General features: G+C 43.5%; 20 protein-coding genes. 13 read left to right on the forward strand and 7 right to left on the reverse strand.

The annotated features are described in order from the left end of the window. Positions 1-42: 42 nt before the first annotated feature. The 3 genes from MHB69_RS02180 to MHB69_RS02190 form a co-directional block, all read right to left on the reverse strand. Positions 43-639, reverse strand: coding sequence for an NAD(P)H-dependent oxidoreductase (locus MHB69_RS02180; protein ID WP_034283793.1), 597 nt, complete (start codon positions 637-639; stop codon positions 43-45). Positions 640-828: 189 nt separating this feature from the next. Further along, on the reverse strand, positions 829-1,443 hold the full coding sequence (locus MHB69_RS02185; RefSeq protein ID WP_041106532.1) for a DUF1775 domain-containing protein: 615 nt from the start codon (positions 1,441-1,443) through the stop codon (positions 829-831). Between the two features lie 15 nt (positions 1,444-1,458). Next, the gene (locus MHB69_RS02190) at positions 1,459-3,093 is read right to left on the reverse strand and encodes a copper resistance CopC/CopD family protein (protein WP_342495959.1); all 1,635 of its coding nucleotides are present in this window, start codon (positions 3,091-3,093) and stop codon (positions 1,459-1,461) included. Between the two features lie 507 nt (positions 3,094-3,600). On the opposite strand from MHB69_RS02190, the gene MHB69_RS02195 reads away from it, so the two are divergent. The 5 genes from MHB69_RS02195 to MHB69_RS02215 all read left to right on the forward strand — a co-directional run bounded on the left by MHB69_RS02195 (position 3,601) and on the right by MHB69_RS02215 (position 9,163). Next, positions 3,601-5,043 (forward strand): PTS mannitol transporter subunit IICB, encoded by a 1,443-nt coding sequence (locus tag MHB69_RS02195; protein WP_046313907.1) that lies wholly within the window; start codon positions 3,601-3,603, stop codon positions 5,041-5,043. 95 nt (positions 5,044-5,138) lie between these two features. Further along, on the forward strand, positions 5,139-5,573 hold the full coding sequence (locus MHB69_RS02200; RefSeq protein WP_012008933.1) for a PTS sugar transporter subunit IIA: 435 nt from the start codon (positions 5,139-5,141) through the stop codon (positions 5,571-5,573). Between the two features lies 1 nt (position 5,574). Beyond that, a complete protein-coding gene (locus tag MHB69_RS02205; RefSeq protein WP_342495960.1) occupies positions 5,575-6,696 on the forward strand; it encodes a mannitol-1-phosphate 5-dehydrogenase in 1,122 nt (373 codons plus the stop codon). A gap of 99 nt (positions 6,697-6,795) precedes the next feature. Beyond that, positions 6,796-8,544, forward strand: coding sequence for a methyl-accepting chemotaxis protein (locus tag MHB69_RS02210; protein WP_342495961.1), 1,749 nt, complete (start codon positions 6,796-6,798; stop codon positions 8,542-8,544). A 226-nt stretch (positions 8,545-8,770) separates the two neighbouring features. Further along, positions 8,771-9,163 (forward strand): RidA family protein, encoded by a 393-nt coding sequence (locus tag MHB69_RS02215; protein WP_070326696.1) that lies wholly within the window; start codon positions 8,771-8,773, stop codon positions 9,161-9,163. Between the two features lie 198 nt (positions 9,164-9,361). Here the strand turns inward: MHB69_RS02215 and MHB69_RS02220 are convergent, their stop codons facing one another. Genes MHB69_RS02220 through MHB69_RS02230 form a run of 3 tightly spaced genes read right to left on the reverse strand, consistent with a single transcriptional unit; the run spans position 9,362 to position 10,320 of the window. Further along, positions 9,362-9,598: a DUF2651 family protein gene (locus tag MHB69_RS02220; protein WP_041116688.1), complete on the reverse strand. Its 237-nt coding sequence runs from the start codon at positions 9,596-9,598 to the stop codon at positions 9,362-9,364. A gap of 25 nt (positions 9,599-9,623) precedes the next feature. Beyond that, the gene (locus MHB69_RS02225) at positions 9,624-9,917 is read right to left on the reverse strand and encodes a DUF5316 family protein (RefSeq protein ID WP_041116690.1); all 294 of its coding nucleotides are present in this window, start codon (positions 9,915-9,917) and stop codon (positions 9,624-9,626) included. 25 nt (positions 9,918-9,942) lie between these two features. Further along, entirely contained in the window at positions 9,943-10,320 is a 378-nt protein-coding gene (locus tag MHB69_RS02230; RefSeq protein WP_061110657.1) for a VOC family protein, read from the reverse strand. A gap of 184 nt (positions 10,321-10,504) precedes the next feature. Between MHB69_RS02230 and MHB69_RS02235 the strand changes: the two genes are divergently transcribed. The 8 genes from MHB69_RS02235 to MHB69_RS02270 all read left to right on the forward strand — a co-directional run bounded on the left by MHB69_RS02235 (position 10,505) and on the right by MHB69_RS02270 (position 17,207). Next, on the forward strand, positions 10,505-10,774 hold the full coding sequence (locus MHB69_RS02235) for an excalibur calcium-binding domain-containing protein (protein WP_080769491.1): 270 nt from the start codon (positions 10,505-10,507) through the stop codon (positions 10,772-10,774). Between the two features lie 128 nt (positions 10,775-10,902). Next, positions 10,903-11,658, forward strand: a complete 756-nt coding sequence (locus tag MHB69_RS02240) for a Cof-type HAD-IIB family hydrolase (protein ID WP_024425552.1) — start codon at positions 10,903-10,905, stop codon at positions 11,656-11,658. Positions 11,659-11,842: 184 nt separating this feature from the next. Next, positions 11,843-12,601 (forward strand): 5-oxoprolinase subunit PxpA, encoded by a 759-nt coding sequence (locus MHB69_RS02245; RefSeq protein ID WP_342495962.1) that lies wholly within the window; start codon positions 11,843-11,845, stop codon positions 12,599-12,601. A 26-nt stretch (positions 12,602-12,627) separates the two neighbouring features. Further along, positions 12,628-13,845, forward strand: coding sequence for an NRAMP family divalent metal transporter (locus MHB69_RS02250; RefSeq protein ID WP_041116696.1), 1,218 nt, complete (start codon positions 12,628-12,630; stop codon positions 13,843-13,845). A 5-nt stretch (positions 13,846-13,850) separates the two neighbouring features. Then, positions 13,851-14,642 (forward strand): putative hydro-lyase, encoded by a 792-nt coding sequence (locus MHB69_RS02255; protein ID WP_342495963.1) that lies wholly within the window; start codon positions 13,851-13,853, stop codon positions 14,640-14,642. Between the two features lie 18 nt (positions 14,643-14,660). Further along, positions 14,661-15,407, forward strand: a complete 747-nt coding sequence (pxpB, locus tag MHB69_RS02260; protein WP_081123994.1) for a 5-oxoprolinase subunit PxpB — start codon at positions 14,661-14,663, stop codon at positions 15,405-15,407. Then, complete coding sequence (locus MHB69_RS02265; RefSeq protein WP_046313921.1) at positions 15,404-16,450, forward strand: biotin-dependent carboxyltransferase family protein; 1,047 nt, start codon at positions 15,404-15,406, stop codon at positions 16,448-16,450. Before pxpB ends, MHB69_RS02265 begins: the two co-directional genes overlap by 4 nt. Next, on the forward strand, positions 16,434-17,207 hold the full coding sequence (locus MHB69_RS02270; RefSeq protein WP_034283816.1) for an IclR family transcriptional regulator: 774 nt from the start codon (positions 16,434-16,436) through the stop codon (positions 17,205-17,207). Before MHB69_RS02265 ends, MHB69_RS02270 begins: the two co-directional genes overlap by 17 nt. Positions 17,208-17,240: 33 nt before the next feature. On the opposite strand, the gene MHB69_RS02275 is transcribed toward MHB69_RS02270, so the two are convergent. After that, positions 17,241-17,876 carry an FMN-dependent NADH-azoreductase gene (locus tag MHB69_RS02275; protein ID WP_034283819.1) on the reverse strand — a complete coding sequence of 212 codons (636 nt, stop codon included), beginning with the start codon at positions 17,874-17,876 and terminating at the stop codon, positions 17,241-17,243. Positions 17,877-18,277: the final 401 nt, after the last annotated feature.

Genomic DNA, 18,277 nt, shown 5'->3' on the forward strand with positions numbered 1-18,277 from the left:
GTGAAAAAGACTGTCAGAGGAATCTCGGCAGTCTTTTTTATGTTAAACAGCAGGCGGGAAAAGCTGATCCACCGTTTCTTTCGTTTCTTTCAGAATTTCATGTATGTAATCTGCAGATGCCTGCTCCATGCTGCTGAACAAAAGCCGTTCGACAGGCTGAACGCCAATAAAATTGAAGACTTCTGTATCAGTTGTCATGTGATGGGAGGAGGTGGAAATCTTATTGGAATTAAGAAAAGTCCTCGGTGCATCGTGGGTGTTGATAATGACACCTTTTTTGTGCCGAAGCAGATTTTCAATCTCTCCATCCTCACTGATCTGATAAGCAAAACCTTCAGAAAAGACGCGTTCTACATATCCTTTTAGCATAGCCGGCAAGCCTGTCCACCATATTGGAAAAATAAACGTCAGCACATCCGCTTGCTGAATCAGCGTCTGCTCTCTTTGAATGGCAATCGGGACATCACCGCATTTGATGGCAGCCTTTTCTGCAATGGTGAGCTCTGGCGAAAAACCTAGGGCATAGACATCACGAACAGTCACTTTATGACCATTGTTCAATAGAGTGCTCACAACAAGATCTAATAAGGTTTGATTTAAGCTTTGCTGGGGATGAGCAAATATGATTACATGGTTCATCTCATAGCCTCCTATGTGGTCATCTGTCTCATTATGTCACGCAGCTTTATCCTATTCAATCCTATATTGGTAATAACAAGTTGGGAAAATGGAAAATAATTGATCGTCATAAAAGTAAACAGTGCGATTTGTACATGTGTAAAGGAAGAAAAAGCGATCGTTTCTAAGAAAACGATCGCTCATACACTTTTATTTCTTTCTAAAAGCAAGTCCAAGTGCAATCAGTGCCACGACTAGAGCAGCAATGGACAGACCAAGGACAAGTGGTGAGGAAGAAGCAGTGGCTGTTTCAGAGGCCTTTTCTTCTTTTGGTTTTTCCTGGCCATGTGAATCCGTTACAGTATTAGATGCCACAATGTTTGTGATGGAATGAGGTTTATCAGCATCTTTATCGCCAGTCCATTCAACGACTGTTCCATCCTTATAATATTGATACGCATCCCAAGCAGCTTCACCTGCTTTTTCAGGGTTTTTCGCTACAAAAACGAATTGCTGGAATTGTCCAGCAAGCACACCTTTACCTGTTGCTTCCCAAGTCACTCTTGTTACCTTGCCATCTTTCTCTTCAGTTGATGTTTTCCAGCCAGGTACTGGCTCATATTGCTGGAATTCTACGCCTTTAGGAATTGTCACGACAACCTTAGTCGTCGGGCTGTCACTCTCAGAAGGAACCTTTAATGTATAGGTCTCCCAAGCATTTGTCGCAGATGTATCAGGCTTGACTGTTACGTGCGCACTCACAGGAATCGCCAATAAAAATGAAGCGAGAAGCATTGGTAATAAAGCTTTAACGTATTTTTTCATATGTGATAACTCCTTTTAGTTTCTTCTAATAAATGTGGTATCGATATTCTTAAAAGAACCAGTTAACGCATGGATTTCAATTTTCCATGTGCCTTTTTCATTTAATAAGAGATTTTCAGCAGAGAAATGACCATTTTTTAATCGTTTCAGCTGAAATTCACTCGGTGTCTCGTCACCGAATAAAGCCACCTTATGGATCTTGGCTGTTACAGATTGAATATCAGTGATCGTTTCGCCATTCTTCTTTGTAAATGCCACTTCGAATGAGTTTTTCCCCGGGGCATTCGGAGTAATGCTCAAGGACACAATATCACGATGCTCAACCTGATTTGCGCCAAAGAAGGGCTCTGGTGCAGGCGGAGGAGGGCTCGGAATATTGGTAAAGACAGCCGTTAATAACAAAATGGCGATCCCGATCATCCATTCAGCTCGTAAGGAAATGCTGCGTTTCTGCTTCTTTTCCCATCTCAGCATCAAGTAATGCATAAGCCCAAGAAGGCCCATGATGATAAATAAACCAAGCTTGATTAAAAAGGTGCGTCCGTATGCTGATTGGAAAAGAGCTTCAAACGATTGCAAAATAAAGATCGCATTCACAAATCCTGAAAACACAATGAGTCCAACGGAGAGCAGTGCCCAAGGATGAAATGCTGCTAGCGTACTCCGTATGAGCGGCTCATCTTCATTTGGCAGTTTCTTTATCAATAGAAGGACAATGGCTGTTAAACCACCGACCCAAATCGAAGCAGAGACGAGATGGATGAAATCAAGTGATGTTGTGAGTATTTTATTGTCTGTTGCGGCTGGATGTCCGATTTGTGCCTTCAACCAAAGAAGCACTATGAAGAGAAGCAGTGGAAACAGCCAAACTCGAAAAGAAGAGAAATCCCCTTTTCTCACCGCCACAATCGTCCAGATGGTGAGAAGAACAAATGACGCCATAAGCATCATCCACAGACTACCGCCAGAAGTGGACGCAATCGTTTCTTGTAAAAGCGAAGGCTGAAATGCCCCCCAAAAGGACACGTCTGCCGCTGATTTTGTCTGAATCGGCAGCTGGAACACAAGTGCTCCGCCCATCATGATCAATGACACGGTCAAAAGCCGCTTCATTCGTTTCTCTAATACAGGTGAAATCGTATTCTTAAACCAAAGCAGTCCAAACAAAATGGTCCCAAGGAATAAGCTGAATGACGTATAAAGAAAGGCTTTATCAATAGTTGAAGCCATATCTATGGATTCATCCGTTTGGCCTTGCCCTAATTGGTCAAAACCGCCATCCGCTTTTCCAATACTAAACGGAATCATGCCAGAGACAGAGTGTCCGTCCGCTGATACCGCATTCCACTGAATGGTGTAAATCCCTTTTGGTAAATTCTTTTTTAAAGCTGCTTCCATGATCTTTTGATCTTTAATGACCGTATCTCCTTTATCCACACGATCACCTTTTGCATTTAACACCTTAATGGCATGAAAGCCGCTTTCAATTCCTTCACTAAATGTGATCGAGACTGAAGGAGGCTGATGATCCAGCTCTTCATTTGCTGCTGGGTTCGAGCTCACGACGTATGCGTGAGCGAATGCTCCCTTTGGAATGAAAAAAGCGAACATGACCATAAGAAGCAGAAGCCACTTACTATTTTTAAACAAGGTGAATAACCGCCTTTCTACCTATGAAAATGTCTCATGTATCAGAAAGAAAGCGGCAGTAAACTGTGAGTCACAGAAAAAACCGCTCTTCCTATTGTACCGCCCTCTTTAAAAGGTAAACGAAACAAACAGCAAGATGGTTCACTTTTTCTGTGTCATGTCTGCGCAGACATTTCTTAATTGAATAGGTTTGATCAATTATAAGCCTATTCGATTTAAGAAGAGGAAACAAGAAGAGACCATTTGAAAGTTGTGAAATTCCCATGAATTTTGTTTCAAAACAACGGCAGATCAACCTTTTCACCCCTTTTGTATTGGGATCTGAAGGTATTTTCACATCATTTTTCAATTTTGTCACACACTATGTGACAAAGTGACATTTAGTTTCAATTGAAGAGAAAGTGAAAGCGTTTTACGATAGGCATAAGGGCTTCACTGAATCTTGTTCTTATATCTTTTGACCTATAAAGCCCTAAATAAAGGGAGAGAAGAAAGGAGTTTTCATAGATGCAGGAAAAAAGCGGATTTCGAGTAAAAGTACAGCGCTTTGGAAGCTATTTAAGCGGTATGATCATGCCGAATATTGGAGCGTTTATCGCTTGGGGACTCATCACCGCATTATTCATTCCAAGTGGTTATTTTCCAAATGAACAATTAAATACACTTGTTGGTCCAATGATCAACTACTTGCTGCCGCTCTTAATCGGTTACACAGGCGGGAAGCTCGTATATGACCATCGAGGCGGGGTAATCGGTGCAACCGCTACGATTGGGGTTATTGTCGGTTCGGACATCCCAATGTTTTTAGGCGCAATGATCATGGGACCGCTTGGCGGTTATCTCATTAAGAAAATCGACCAGCTGTTTAAAGACCGAATCAAATCAGGTTTTGAAATGCTGATTAATAACTTTAGTGCAGGTATTCTAGGTGCCATTTTAGTCGCCATTGCTTTCTACGCCATCGGTCCAGTGGTACTAGGCCTGAATAAAGCCCTTGCGGCAGGTGTAGATATCATTGTCAATGCACATTTACTTCCGCTGGCAAGTATTTTCATTGAACCAGCGAAAGTATTGTTCTTAAACAATGCAATTAACCAAGGAATTTTAGGTCCATTAGGGGTGGAGCAAGCGGCGAAGACAGGCCAGTCCGTTCTGTTCTTGCTTGAAACTAACCCAGGACCAGGTCTAGGTGTTCTTCTAGCCTACATGTTCTTTGGGAGAGGGACTGCAAAGCAGTCTGCACCGGGTGCGATTGTCATTCAATTTTTAGGGGGAATCCATGAGATTTACTTCCCATACATCTTAATGAAGCCAAAGCTCATTTTGGCGGTTATTGCTGGGGGAGCAAGCGGCGTTCTGACCTTTACACTGTTAAATGCAGGCTTAAAGGCTGTGCCGTCACCAGGAAGTATTATCGCTCTTATGCTCATGTCACCAAAAGGCGGCCACCTTGCCGTTCTAGCAGGTGTTGTCGTGGCAGCGGTCGTATCATTCCTTGTCGCTTCTGTCATTTTGAAAGCGTCTAAAGCAGTGGACGAAGACTTAACAGCAGCAACTGAAAAAATGCAAGACATGAAAGGCAAGAAAAGTGCAGCAGCAGCTGCTCTTACAGCACAAAAAGAAGGTGCTGAAGCAAGCGAGCAAGCAGCATCTCCAGATGAAATCAATCCAGATAACGTGAACAAAATCATCTTTGCCTGTGATGCAGGAATGGGCTCAAGTGCGATGGGTGCGTCCGTTTTAAAGAATAAAGTCAAAAAGGCAGAGCTAGATATTGATGTAACAAATACATCCATCAGCAACATCCCAGATGATGCCGATGTGGTCTTTACTCATAAAGATTTAACAGATAGAGCCAAGGCAAAACTGCCAGGAGCTGTCCATATCTCAGTTGATAATTTCTTAAACAGCCCGAAATACGATGAGCTGATTGAGAAATTGAAAAAATAACATGACGAAACGGGTTGAGTCCAATTTTTCCTAATTGAACTCCCCGTTTTGGTTGTTTTCTGATTTTCCATTCTAAAAAAGGTGTGTGATCTTTCATGAAACAAGTACTTTCAAAAGACAATATTTTTCTAAACGAACAAGCGGGCTCTAAAGAAGAAGCCATTAAAAAAGCAGGCGAAGTCTTAGTGGCAAACGGTTATGTCACAAGTGATTATGTGGACAAAATGTTTGAAAGAGAAAATATTTCTTCTACATTTATGGGCAACGGAATTGCCATTCCTCATGGAACAGAGGATGCGAAAGCGGCTGTCCTTCATTCAGGAATTTCCATTATCCAAATTCCTGATGGCGTTGAATATGGCGAGGGGAATATTGCCAAAGTTGTATTTGGTATCGCTGGTAAAAACAATGAGCATCTCGATATTCTTTCTCAAATTGCGATTGTCTGTTCAGAGGAAGAAAACGTAGAGCGTATCATTCATGCAAAGGATCAGGATGAACTGATCGCCATCTTTAACGAGGTGAACTAACATGAAGGCACTTCATTTTGGAGCAGGCAATATTGGCAGAGGATTTATCGGATCTTTGTTAAAAGCATCAGGCTTTGAGCTCGTTTTTACCGATGTAAATGAAGCGGTGATCAACGAGCTGAATGAAAAAGGAGAATACACGGTTGAGCTCGCAGCATCAGGGCAGCAGCAAGAAGTAGTCGGTCCAGTGTCCGCTATCAATTCCGCAAAAGATCCAGCTGCATTAACTGAGGCAGTTGCAACAGCTGACCTCATTACAACAGCTGTTGGACCAGCTGTTTTGAACATCATTGCTTCATCGATTGCTGAAGGTTTAAAACAGAAAAAGCCTGATCATATCATCAACATTGTGGCGTGTGAAAATATGATTGGCGGCAGCTCTCATTTAAAGGAAGCTGTTTTCTCTCATTTAACAGCTGATGAACAAGAAGCGCTTTCACACACAGTTGGTTTTCCAAACGCTGCGGTTGACCGCATTGTCCCCATTCAGCACCATGAGGACATTTTGAAAGTATCAGTCGAGCCATTTTTCGAGTGGGTCATTGATGAGACAGGCTTTATTGGAGACGTTCCTCAGATCGATGGAGCGACCTTTGTACAAGATTTAACGCCTTATATTGAGCGTAAGCTCTTTACTGTCAACACAGGACATGCACTAGCTGCTTATGTCGGGTACGAGAAAGGCGTGCAAACGATTAAAGAAGCTGTCGATACACCAGAGATTCGTCAAGTGGTCGAAGGTGCACTACACGAAACGGGCAGTTATTTAATCGACACCTATGGCTTTCAAAAAGAAGAACATGATGCGTATATTCAAAAAATCATCAAACGATTTGAAAATGCCTTTATCTCTGATGAAGTCACGCGTGTCGCACGTTCCCCGCTTAGAAAGCTTGGAGCAGATGACCGTTTAATCGGTCCAGCGAAAAAGATCAGACAGCCAGAGTATTTAATTAAAGGCATTGTGGCAGCTTTGGCTTACGACTTTACTGAAGACGAAGAAGCTGTTCGTCTGCAGGCATTAAGAAAAGAAAAAGGCATTGAAGGTGTGCTGGAAGAGGTATGTGGACTCTCACCATCAGACGATCTTTATCAAGCCATTCTTAAAGAAGCAGCTCATTAATCAGAAAATCCCTTTCCATTGTGAGAAAGGGATTTTTTCTATGACTTTTTTAATACTTTTCCCTGCTTGACGATATATAAAGTAAGGGGGAATTTGTACATGAAAAAGAAAGCGTTTGCGTCAAGAAGTGTCTTTTTTCAATTAATGTCTGCCATTATCGTGATCACGATTTTAACGGGCGGACTAGTTGGAACAACGGGGTATTTGTTAGCGAAACATGTCTTAATTGATGCAGGGAAAGCAGATTTAAAGCACATCGTCAGCGGAGCGATGGCCACACTTGAACAGTTGAATGACCGTGTGGAGAAAAAAGAACTGACGCTTGAGCAGGCGCAAGAACAAGCCCGGCTTTACTTGAGCGGGCCCAAAAATGACAACGGGAAGGGATACCAATCTCAAAAATCAGATTTTATCTATAAAAATAAAGGCTATCTGATCGCTTATGGCACTGACTATTCTACCCAGGTTCATCCTGTCAACGACATCGGTGTCATCCCAGATAACACGACCAATCGTCAAAAAATGGTCGCTGGCGCCAATGCAAAAGGCGAGGATGCACACTATGTGACCTATATGGATAAGGACGATGCAACCGGCGAAGAAAAAGAAAAGCTCGCCTATATGAGCCAGTTTACACCGTGGAATTGGAGTGTAGGTATCGCTGTCTTCCAGGACGAATTTTATAAAGAATTAGAGCAGATGAAGCTTTATATTATTCTCATTACAGCGGGTGTCGCCCTTCTGAGTCTAGGCGTCTTTTATTTAGCTGCTCGAGGAAAAGTCAGACTGCTGAAGCAAGTCACTGCTGCTTCAAAGGAAATTGCGGCGGGGAATATTGAACGCACCAGCTTAAAGGAAACAACGGATGAAATCGGACAGCTGGCAAAAGGCTTTAACCATATGTCAGGAGAGCTCAGAACACTGGTGAGCGGTTTACAGGAAACGAGCAGTCAGCTTGTTGAATCAGCGACAGATTTATCGGCGATATCTGAAGAAACCTCAGCCAGCAGTGAAGAAATTGGACGAGCCATCGGAGACATTTCGACTGGAACACTTCATCAAGCATCTGATCTTGAAGAAGCCAATCAACAAATGACCCAGTTTAATCAATCGATTGAGAATGTCAAAGAACAGAGTGATCAAATTAAACGGATTTCCGACCAATCGAGTCAATCATCACAGCAGGGCCAGCAAATCGTACAGCAATTAAAACAATCGAATGAACAATCGATTCAGGCGTCTCAAGGCATTAGAGCAGGAATCGAGCAGTTAAGTACAAAAGTACAGGATATCTCTCAAATCACAGATACGATTGAGAGCATTTCAAATGAGACGAATTTACTGGCACTGAATGCAAGTATTGAGGCAGCACGTGCAGGAGAGCATGGCAAAGGCTTCTCAGTTGTGGCGAGTGAAGTGCGGAATTTAGCTGAACAGACAAAACAATCAGCCGTTCAAATTCAGCAAATGATTCAAGGCATTAAAGAAGAAACGACGGCAACAGCCGGCATCATGTCGAGCACAATGGATCGTTTTGCCGAGCTGGATGAAGCAGTGCATGCAACAGAACATGAATTCAATGCCATCTCTACATTGATTTCACAAACCATCGTTGAAACAAACGCGATGGCAAAAGAGCTGAATACACTGCTGGAGCAAAACGACCTCATCACAAAAGCCATGCACGGCGCAGCACATGTTTCTCAAGAAAATGCGGCGGCGATCGAGGAAATCACTGCATCCACAGACGAACAAGTGACAGCCATTTCTAATGTGGCAAAAGCAGCAGAAAGACTTAATGAGCTTAGCATGCGATTGAATCAGGACATTGCGCGTTATCGTCTGTAAATCATTTTGACGATGTATCACTTGTCAGGTACGATGAAGTTAATCAAAACCTTGCTCACGCAAACAAAAGGAGTGTTTCGGTCATGAAAAAGAAGATATTAATGTTCTTACCTTGTGGCTATGGATACTCCACTGCTGTTTTCTTTTAGGATAGATAGAAATTGGTGAAGTCTGTCTACAAAACGAAGAAACAAGCAGAAAAATAAACGTGAGTGAGGGATATAACATGGAAAAAATCACGAGAAAAAACCCAGAAAGTATGCCGAAACCTGTTGGTCACTACAGTCATATCACAAGGGTGCCAAAGGGTGCGGGATTATTTGTTACATCGGGTCAGGTAGGGACAGATATAGATGGGCAGATCCCATCAAGCTTAAACGACCAAGTAACGAATACGTTTGAAAACATTAAAAAAATCCTTGAATCAGAAGGATTGAATGAAGAACATGTGATCAAGGTCAATATATGGGCAACAGAAGAAATCGACTGGGACCATCTATATCCTCAGTGGGATACGATCTTCAAAACAGCTTACCCATCAATGACGATTGCTTATGTATCAGCTTTAGGATGGCCGGAGCTGAAAATTGAAATTGAATTATGGTGTGCGGATATATGATTCAAAAAAAGAACAGTGAAAACTGTTCTTTCAAATTGTTGACAAAGGGCTAAAATGATCTTGATTTTAGCCCTTTGTCTTCTTTTTTCAGCGTGATAGAAAACCTTTGAAGTCTAGGAAGGACGAGTACCGGCTCGGAGCGAATTTGACATTCGTGAGCACCGGCACGCAGACCTGACACAGAATGCGAGGGTTTGTCTACACGCTGAGCCGCTTTGTGATCCATCCAGCAAGGAACGTAAAGACGGTGTAGACGATGACCCAAATGAGAAAAGATACGTTTCCGCCAATAGAGGTGAACATGAAGATCAAGCTTGCTAACAGCACAATCAAAGTAGGCATCCAAACATTCTTCAAAAAGAGCGTGCCCAAAATGCCAATCAGCACAGAGATAATAGGAAAGCCAAATACAATGAATAGAATAAAAACAGCCATATTGCTAACTCCTTTTAATAAGTGTTTACATTAAAACATAAAAGACCGAAGCAGCCATGTGCGGAAGTGCAAAAATCATCACAAGAAAAGCCGTATCAAGGCGCCACATGCGGTGTTCTTTTGTTTCAGAATGATAGGCTGCTCGTGTCTCTTCTCCACTTGTCCAAGCACCCATTAGCACCCCAGACATCACGACCCCAATAATAGAAATCCCGCCGCTGACAAACCCAATCCATTCAAGGTGCTGCAACATCATAGCGGCGCTGCAAATCACAATCATTGAGCAAACACCGGCGAAAAAAGCATGTTTTTTTCTCATTCTGGTTCACTCCCTTCAAAGCCCATTAGGAGACCGCATCACATATTTCAATGAAATGACCATCAGGATCAGACACATAAGCGACCGTTTGACCCCATGGTTTTTTTGCAGGTTCTTTGATGATCGAAACCCCTTTTTCCTTCATTGATGCAATCGTTTGCTCCACATCATCCACAACAAAGCCAATTTCAAACGTGTGAGACGCTTGATTTGCTTCAGGGACAGGCAATCCGAGTGCTTCTTTGACATCTTGGCGTGAATTAATCGATAACGTCACGTCTCCAGTATCAAACTCAACATAGGATTCAACCCTCAATTTTATTGGGAAACCAAGTACTTGTTGATAGAAATGAATACTCGACTCCACATCGTTTACATATAAAATGGTATATTTCATTTTCATGTGAAAAACTCCTCTCTTCATATACGTGTCAAAAACGGAAAGGTTTCCCACTCATTGTACCATATAGGATATAAGGTGTATTTCATGCCAAAAAAATCAAAATATTTAGCTCAATAGTCTTGAAAAACAAAAAGTGGTGACATATGATAAAATTGTAAAATTAGAAAAAATAGGGGGATCTTACATGTTGAAAAAAATCATGGTGGCTGTCTTGTCTTTAGGTCTTTTACTAAGCTTTACACAAGTCGACACCCACACAGCAGATGCAAAAACGGTCAAGTCTTACAAAAATTGCAAAGCGCTGAACAAAGTATATAAAGGCGGCGTAGCAAAAAGCAAAAACACGAAAAACAAAGGCGGAAAAACAAAGTACAAGCCTTATGTATCAAAAGCACTTTATCAAAAAAATATGCGGCTTGACCGCGATAAAGACGGCATTGCGTGTGAACGCTAAGCACATGTGAAAAAGACCTGTCACAAGGTCTTTTTTCTATGGGATCAAACTCGTCCCTTTGTGCCAGCTTCATCTTTATATTAAAATAAAGATAGTTTCAAAAATCGATACAAAGTGGGGTACTCAATTTGTCAACACAAGCTCATAAGAAAGACATCCGATTGATTGCCATTGATATGGATGGCACGCTGTTAAACAGTGAGCACATCATTCCAGAGGAAAATAAACAAGCCATTAAAGAAGCTGAAGCAAAAGGGGTCCATGTGGTCATTAGCACAGGGCGGACACTGATGACATGCCGAGAGCTGGTTGAGCCGCTCAAGTTATCGTCTTACCTCGTGACAGCAAACGGAAGTGAAATCTGGGATTCAAATTTTCAGCTGATCGAACGAGATCTGCTGCATCCTGATCACGTCCAAATGATGTGGGATTTAAAAAATAGGTACGAAACCGATTACTGGGCTTCGACTGTGGATAAGGTGTGGAGAGGTGAATTCCCTGAACGGATTCATGACCATGAATGGCTGAAATTTGGCTTTGATATTCATGATGATGACGTTCGTGAGGAAGTACTCAATACATTGAAAACAAATAAGCACCTAGAGATCACAAACTCAAGTCCAACGAATATCGAAGTGAATGCAGCCGGCATTAACAAAGCGGCAGCTCTTGCAAAAGTAGCAGAACGCATTGGCTGTACGATGGACAACGTCATGTCACTTGGCGACAGCCTCAATGATATGGCCATGATTCAAGAAGCCGGATTAGGCATTGCGATGGGAAATGCCCAGGAAGTGGTGAAAGAGGCGGCTGATTGGATTACGGCTCCTAACACAGAACACGGTGTTGCAAAAGCCATCCAACATTGGGTGCTGTCTAAATAAAGTGCACTTCATTACAAGAAAAAGTGAGAGGACTTTGCCTCTCGCTTTTTTTTGTTTTCTCCTAGTTCGAATGTTATGTTTTCTGCCAATTTCATGTGCAGTCTATCCAAAGTTGGTATAATCAATATAAATTCGAATATTCGGACTTTATATTCCGTATTTCGGAACAACAAGGAGGGATTCTATGTATCAAGTGGATATCAACTGTGATTTGGGAGAAAGCTTTGGTCAATACACAATCGGTGCAGACGAACAAATCTTAGAATATGTCACCTCAGCCAACATTGCTTGCGGTTTTCATGCAGGAGATCCAACGGTCATGAGAAAGACAGTTAGAATGGCACTGGATAAAGGGGTCAAAATTGGTGCGCATCCGGGTTTGCAAGATTTGGCCGGCTTTGGCAGACGTCCAATGGCTATCTCCGCAGAGGAAGCCTATGATCTTGTCATCTATCAAATTGGCGCTCTATCAGCCTTTCTCAAGGCCGAGGGCGGGACGATGCAGCATGTCAAACCACACGGTGCCCTCTACAACATGGCGGCTGAAAATACTGAATTATCTAAATCGATTGCGCAGGCTGTGTATGATGTGGATCCAAACCTTGTGTTATTTGGTCTGTCAGGCAGTGAACTTGCGTTAGCAGGTGAACGAATAGGTTTGCAAGTGGCACATGAAGTGTTTTCTGATCGGACGTATCAAACAGATGGGACGCTGACATCCCGCCGCGAACCACATGCACTCATTGAAGAGGATGAACGGGCCGTCCACCAGGTTGTTCGTATGGTGAGAGAAGGCAGGGTTCGTACAGTTCAAGGAGAAGATATCGAGCTCAAAGCAGATACGGTCTGCATTCACGGAGACGGCAGCCATGCGCTTCAATTTGCAAAAACCATTACAGCGAAGCTAAAAGAAGCCGGGATTCATCTCAAGGCCTTTCAATAAAAATCGTCATCAAAGGGGGAAACAGCATGAAAACAGAGAAAGTCAAACACATGAAGGCACCAAAGGGGAATCGTTCTATGCTGATGGGCGCTGCCTTTTTAATGGCGACGTCCGCGATCGGACCGGGATTTTTAACACAAACAACCGTCTTCACACAGCAGCTTGCGGCTAGCTTTGGATTTGTCATTTTGATCTCAATTTTATTAGATATTTTTGCACAAACAAATGTATGGCGCATCATTGCCGTTTCAGAAAAACGAGGTCAGGATATAGCGAATATGGTGCTCCCGGGTCTCGGGTATGTGCTGGCCTTTTTGATTGTCATTGGAGGACTTGCCTTTAACATCGGAAATATCGCTGGAGCTGGTCTCGGTTTTCAGGTGATCTTCGGTGTCGATCCGCGAATCGGCGCAGGGATCAGTGCTGTGATTGCCATTCTCATCTTTGTGATCAAAGAGGCTGGGAAAGCGATGGACCGTTTTACGCAGGCAGCAGGCTTTGTCATGATTGGCCTGATGCTGTACGTGGCGATTTCAACAGCGCCGCCAGTTGGAGAAGCAGCCGTGAGAACATTTGTCCCAGAGACGATTGATATTTTATCCATTGTGACACTTGTGGGCGGAACGGTAGGCGGCTATATCGTCTTTGCTGGCGGGCATCGCTTGCTGGATGCAGGTATTAAGGGGAAGGAAGCACTGCCGCAAGTGACGAAAAGCTCTATTTTCGGTGTGTTAATTACATCTGTCATGCGTGTGGCACTCTTTCTTGCCACATTAGGAGTTGTCTCAAAAGGCTTGCAGATAGATCCATCCAACCCGCCTGCCTCTGTTTTTCAATTAGCTTCAGGAAATATCGGATATAAAATGTTCGGGATTATTATGTGGGCTGCGGCGATTACATCCGTCATTGGAGCAGCATACACATCTGTTTCTTTCTTCAAAACCTTCTCACCAAAAATTGAGCAAAACCAGCGTGGTATCATCATTGGCTTTATTGCCCTCTCGACCCTTTGTTTTATTACGATCGGAAGACCAGTGAACATCTTGATATTAGTTGGAGCGATCAATGCATTGATTTTGCCGCTCGCCCTTGGCACATTACTCGTTGCGGCGTATAAGAAAGACATTGTCGGAGATTATCGGCATCCATTCTTTTTGACAGTGACTGGTGCATTTGTTGTGGTCATTATGGCGATGATGGGCGGCTATACCATCATTAATGAAATCCCGAAACTATGGAGCTGATTCAGATGAATACTTATCAAACATATGAGCCATCACAGATGAGAGAATTGATTCGCGAAAAAAAGATCACAGGACCAACGGCTGGCTTTGCAGAGGGGTTTGCTCAAGCCAATTTAATGATTGTCAAAAAGGAACTTGCCTTTGATTTTCTATTATTTTGTCAGCGGAATCCGGCTGCATGTCCCTTGCTTGATGTACTGGACCCAGGTGATCCAGTGCCAAGACGGTCTGCGCCTCAAGCGGATATTCGTACGGACTTTCCTAAGTACCGTATTTACCGAAAAGGGATTCTTGAAGAAGAGGTGACAAATATCACTGCTTATTGGGAGGATGATATGGTTGCCTTTCTCATTGGATGCAGTTTTACGTTTGAGCACGCGCTTATGCTAAATGACATTCCTGTCCGCCATATCGAAGACGGTCATAACGTACCCATGTATCAAACGAATATAGCTTGTGAAAAAGCAGGAGTCTTTCATGGCCCGATGGTGGTCAGCATGAGACCCATTCCGGCGCATCAAGTCACAAGAAGTGTTCAAGTGACATCTCGATTTCCATCAGTCCATGGCGGACCGATCCATATAGGGGACCCAGCGGTGATTGGCATTTCCGATATAGGTCAGCCTGACTTTGGAGAACCATCTGTGATCAAAGAAGGAGAAGTCCCGGTGTTTTGGGCATGTGGTGTGACGCCGCAAGCCATTGTCATGCATACAAAACCCGATATTGCGATCACTCATGCACCCGGTCATATGTTCATCACAGATCGAAGAGATCAAAAGCTAGGTGTACTGTAGAAAGAGAGGTGTTCTCAAGTGGCTTTTTCAACGATAAAAGATTCCATCACCTACCACCCGCTGGGAGATGCAGCGATCGTCATCCAAGCTGGAGCTGACATACGTGAGGAGATTCATGTACGTGTTGAGCAGCTGTTTGCATGTATTGAACAGCACCCATTTGAAGGATATGTAGAAGCGGTTCAAGCCTTTACAAACGTGACTGTTTTCTACGAGCCTTATACCGTTCATCAATCGGCCCAGCTTCAAACACATGACCTGTCTCCATATGAATGGGTCAAAGGCTACATTGAACAACTTCTTGAAGACAAATGGCAGGAGGGAGTTCAGGTAAAGCGCCGCATCGTTGACATTCCAGTCTGTTACGGGGGAGCGCTGGGCCCTGATTTAGAAGAGGTTGCCCGTATCAATGGTTTAACGCCAGAGGAAGTCGTGCGTATTCACACTGCGGGCACGTACCTAGTCTATATGATTGGATTTGCCCCAGGGTTTCCGTTTTTAGGCGGGCTGTCTGAAAAGATCGCAGCACCACGCAGAGAAACACCAAGAATGTCCATTCCAAAAGGCTCTGTTGGTATTGCAGGAAAGCAGACAGGCGTTTATCCAATTTCTACACCCGGGGGCTGGCAGCTCATTGGACAAACCCCGCTGCCGCTTTTTCGCCCAGACGATGAAATTCCGAGTCTATTGAAAGCAGGGGACGAGGTCAGATTTGTCCAAATGTCTGAAAAGGAATTTTTCAGCATGAAGGAGGCAGAATGTTGAGTATTCATGTCATCAAGCCAGGGATGTACACAACCATTCAAGATAAAGGGCGTCAAGGCTATCAAAAGTATGGCGTCTTAACGAGCGGCGGCATGGATCCGCTCTCACTTAGAATCGCCAACATTCTCACCGGCAACCAAGAAAACGAAGCCGTGCTGGAAGTCACGTTGATGGGGCCGGGGCCTGTGCTCACATGTGAGAAGGATCAGCTCATTGCAGTCACTGGTGCTGATGTTGAGATTGATATTGATGGAGAGCGGGCACCATTATGGAAGCCGCTCTTTGTTCGATCAGGAAGCACGATTACCTTTGGTCTTTGTAAGAGAGGCTGCCGCGTTTATCTTGCTGTGGCAGGTGGATTTGATGTGGCACCAGTCATGCAGAGCAAAAGCACTTATGTCAGAGCAGGAATCGGTGGACTGAAAGGACGACCGCTTGAAAAAGGCGACATTCTGCCTGTTGGAGAGCCGTCTATCGTAGCGGATCATTTGTTTGATAGGCTGAAAAATAAAGTGAAACAGGCGGGATACGGCGCACCCGATTGGACAGTGAGTCATGATCATTTTTTGCCGCTGCTGAAATCGCCAGTGATTCGCGTGCTGGCAGGCAGGCATCTTTCTTTTTTTCAAGAAACATCTCAAACCGCTTTTTTTGAGCAGCCTTATCAGGTCACACCCCAATCAGATCGTATGGGCTGCCGGCTGAAGGGGGAGCCGGTTCATTTAAAAGAAAAGCTGGAATTGATCTCAGAAGCTGTCGCCTTTGGATCTATTCAAATTCCACCCGATGGCCAGCCGATTATTCTGCTGGCAGATCGGCAGACGACAGGCGGATACCCGCGTATTGGAGAAGTAGCAACTGTTGATCTGCCGCTTATTGCACAGGCGATGCCTGGGGCAAAGCTGTATTTTGAACAAATAGATCACCGGGATGCAGAGCAGGCGTTATTTAAGCAAGAAGCCGAACTGAGGGAGCTGGCCGCAAGAATCAAGCTGGAAGCATTCTCGTTTAGAAAAGGTGAAGAAGATGCAAAACACAAATAAAACGGTTGTGAAATCAATGGAGATTTTGCGGCTGTTTATCGCTCACGATCAATTAACATTAAATGAAATGATCGAGCTTTCCGGTATGCCGAAAACATCTGTTCATCGTATGGCGAGCTCTTTAGCTGATATGGGGCTGTTAGAAAAGCAAGAAACGGGTGTTTATCGATTAGGCTTGATGTTCCTTGAATACGGTCAGCTTGTGGCGGACCGCCTTGATATTCGAAGGATTGCAAGACCATTTATGGAAAGCTTACGGGATGAAGTAGGAGAAGCTGTACAGCTCATTGTTCGTGAAGGCGACGAAGCCATTTACGTGGAAAAGATTGAAGGTACGCAGCCTGTTCGTCTCTACACCGCCGTCGGCAGACGGTCCCCCCTATATGCGGGTGCCTGTGCGAGAAGTATTCTCTCTTTTTTACCAGAGAGCGAGAGACTTGCCTATATTGACTCAATCGAGCTGGGGAAGATCGGAATTGGGACCATCACAGATAAAGAGGTCCTAAGAAACATGCTGGAAGAATCAAATGCACGGGGATATACGCTAAGCTATTCTGAGCTTGAAAACTATACAGCTGCGATTGGAGCCCCAATTTTCAATCATCTGGGGGAAGTGGCAGCAGGTATTAGCATTGCAGGATTTGAAGCAGGATATCAAAAAGAACGCTTACCTTACTTAATTAAACAGGTGAAAAAAGCCGCCAGTGATATTTCGAGGGAATTAGGATTTTCATCTGAACAAATAAAAAGCCAATGACCGTAAAGATCATTGGCTTTTTGCGTGCAGTTATTAGAAAGTTTTTCCTAAAGCTTTCGCACGTTCGATTGCATCTGCTTTAATTTGCTCTGCTTTCGCAGGCTCAGCATTGTGGCCTTCAACGATAAGACCTTCGAAAGAAGGAATTCCGAAGAAGCTAGCGATTGTACCAAGGTAACGGTGACCTGCTTCAAGTTCAGCAGCAGGACCTTCAGAGTAGTATCCGCCACGTGCTTGGATGTGAAGAGCTTTTTTGTCTGTTAATAATCCAACAGGACCTTGCTCAGTGTATTTGAATGTTTTACCAGCTACAGCAACAGAGTCGATGTATGCTTTAAGAACTGGTGGGAATGAGAAGTTCCAAAGTGGTGAAACAAATACATATTTGTCAGCAGAAACGAATTGATCACTTAATTCGTTTAGACGAGCAACTTTCGCTTGCTCTTCAGCTGAAAGTGTATCGAAACCAGCGCCAGATTGAAGTTTGCCCCAGCCAGCGAATACATCTGCATCAATGTGAGGGATGTTTTCTTTGTACAAATCGATATGTACAACCTCGTCACTTGGATTTGCTTCCTTATAAGATTCGATAAATGCCTTAGCAGTAGCCATACTGTAAGAAACTGTTTCATCATGCGGATGTGCAGTGATGTATAAAACTTTTGCCATGTTCATTCAATCCTTTCTGTTTCGGTTATTTTTTTAGCGTATCCCAATGATACACTGAATATGTGGCATCTTTAATCATATTGGAATGCTATGAAAAAGATGTAACAAGCACAGTTACATGAAAACTGATATTTTCATTGTAATCACAATGTAGTTTGAAGTCAAGGTATAAAGTCTCGAAATCAAGATAAAAAGTTTGTAAATTTTTCTGGAACGCGTAAACACGCAGTTTTCAGCGTAAAAAGCCTACTCTTATTGAACAAAAAATCGTTCGATATCGCAAGTAAAGAGTTTGTAAAGGCACTGCATCTCAAAAATAGATGGATGCCCCTAAGTCATCTGCTACAAGCAACTGTTCTCCGAATTCGTATATATAAGAGAAGGCAGGAGAGAGTGAGGGA

The sequence above is a fragment of the Bacillus sp. FSL K6-0994 genome, assembly GCF_038630815.1.
GTDB classification, from domain to species: Bacteria; Bacillota; Bacilli; order Bacillales; family Bacillaceae; genus Bacillus; species Bacillus safensis.

Coding starts and splice junctions, on each gene's coding strand:
- MHB69_RS02180 (WP_034283793.1), bottom strand. CDS start 639: ATGAACCATGTAATCATATTTGCTCATCCCCAGCAAAGCTTAAATCAA.
- MHB69_RS02185 (WP_041106532.1), bottom strand. CDS start 1,443: ATGAAAAAATACGTTAAAGCTTTATTACCAATGCTTCTCGCTTCATTT.
- MHB69_RS02195 (WP_046313907.1), top strand. CDS start 3,601: ATGCAGGAAAAAAGCGGATTTCGAGTAAAAGTACAGCGCTTTGGAAGC.
- MHB69_RS02200 (WP_012008933.1), top strand. CDS start 5,139: ATGAAACAAGTACTTTCAAAAGACAATATTTTTCTAAACGAACAAGCG.
- MHB69_RS02205 (WP_342495960.1), top strand. CDS start 5,575: ATGAAGGCACTTCATTTTGGAGCAGGCAATATTGGCAGAGGATTTATC.
- MHB69_RS02210 (WP_342495961.1), top strand. CDS start 6,796: ATGAAAAAGAAAGCGTTTGCGTCAAGAAGTGTCTTTTTTCAATTAATG.
- MHB69_RS02215 (WP_070326696.1), top strand. CDS start 8,771: ATGGAAAAAATCACGAGAAAAAACCCAGAAAGTATGCCGAAACCTGTT.
- MHB69_RS02220 (WP_041116688.1), bottom strand. CDS start 9,598: ATGGCTGTTTTTATTCTATTCATTGTATTTGGCTTTCCTATTATCTCT.
- MHB69_RS02225 (WP_041116690.1), bottom strand. CDS start 9,917: ATGAGAAAAAAACATGCTTTTTTCGCCGGTGTTTGCTCAATGATTGTG.
- MHB69_RS02230 (WP_061110657.1), bottom strand. CDS start 10,320: ATGAAAATGAAATATACCATTTTATATGTAAACGATGTGGAGTCGAGT.
- MHB69_RS02235 (WP_080769491.1), top strand. CDS start 10,505: ATGTTGAAAAAAATCATGGTGGCTGTCTTGTCTTTAGGTCTTTTACTA.
- MHB69_RS02245 (WP_342495962.1), top strand. CDS start 11,843: ATGTATCAAGTGGATATCAACTGTGATTTGGGAGAAAGCTTTGGTCAA.
- MHB69_RS02250 (WP_041116696.1), top strand. CDS start 12,628: ATGAAAACAGAGAAAGTCAAACACATGAAGGCACCAAAGGGGAATCGT.
- MHB69_RS02255 (WP_342495963.1), top strand. CDS start 13,851: ATGAATACTTATCAAACATATGAGCCATCACAGATGAGAGAATTGATT.
- MHB69_RS02270 (WP_034283816.1), top strand. CDS start 16,434: ATGCAAAACACAAATAAAACGGTTGTGAAATCAATGGAGATTTTGCGG.
- MHB69_RS02275 (WP_034283819.1), bottom strand. CDS start 17,876: ATGGCAAAAGTTTTATACATCACTGCACATCCGCATGATGAAACAGTT.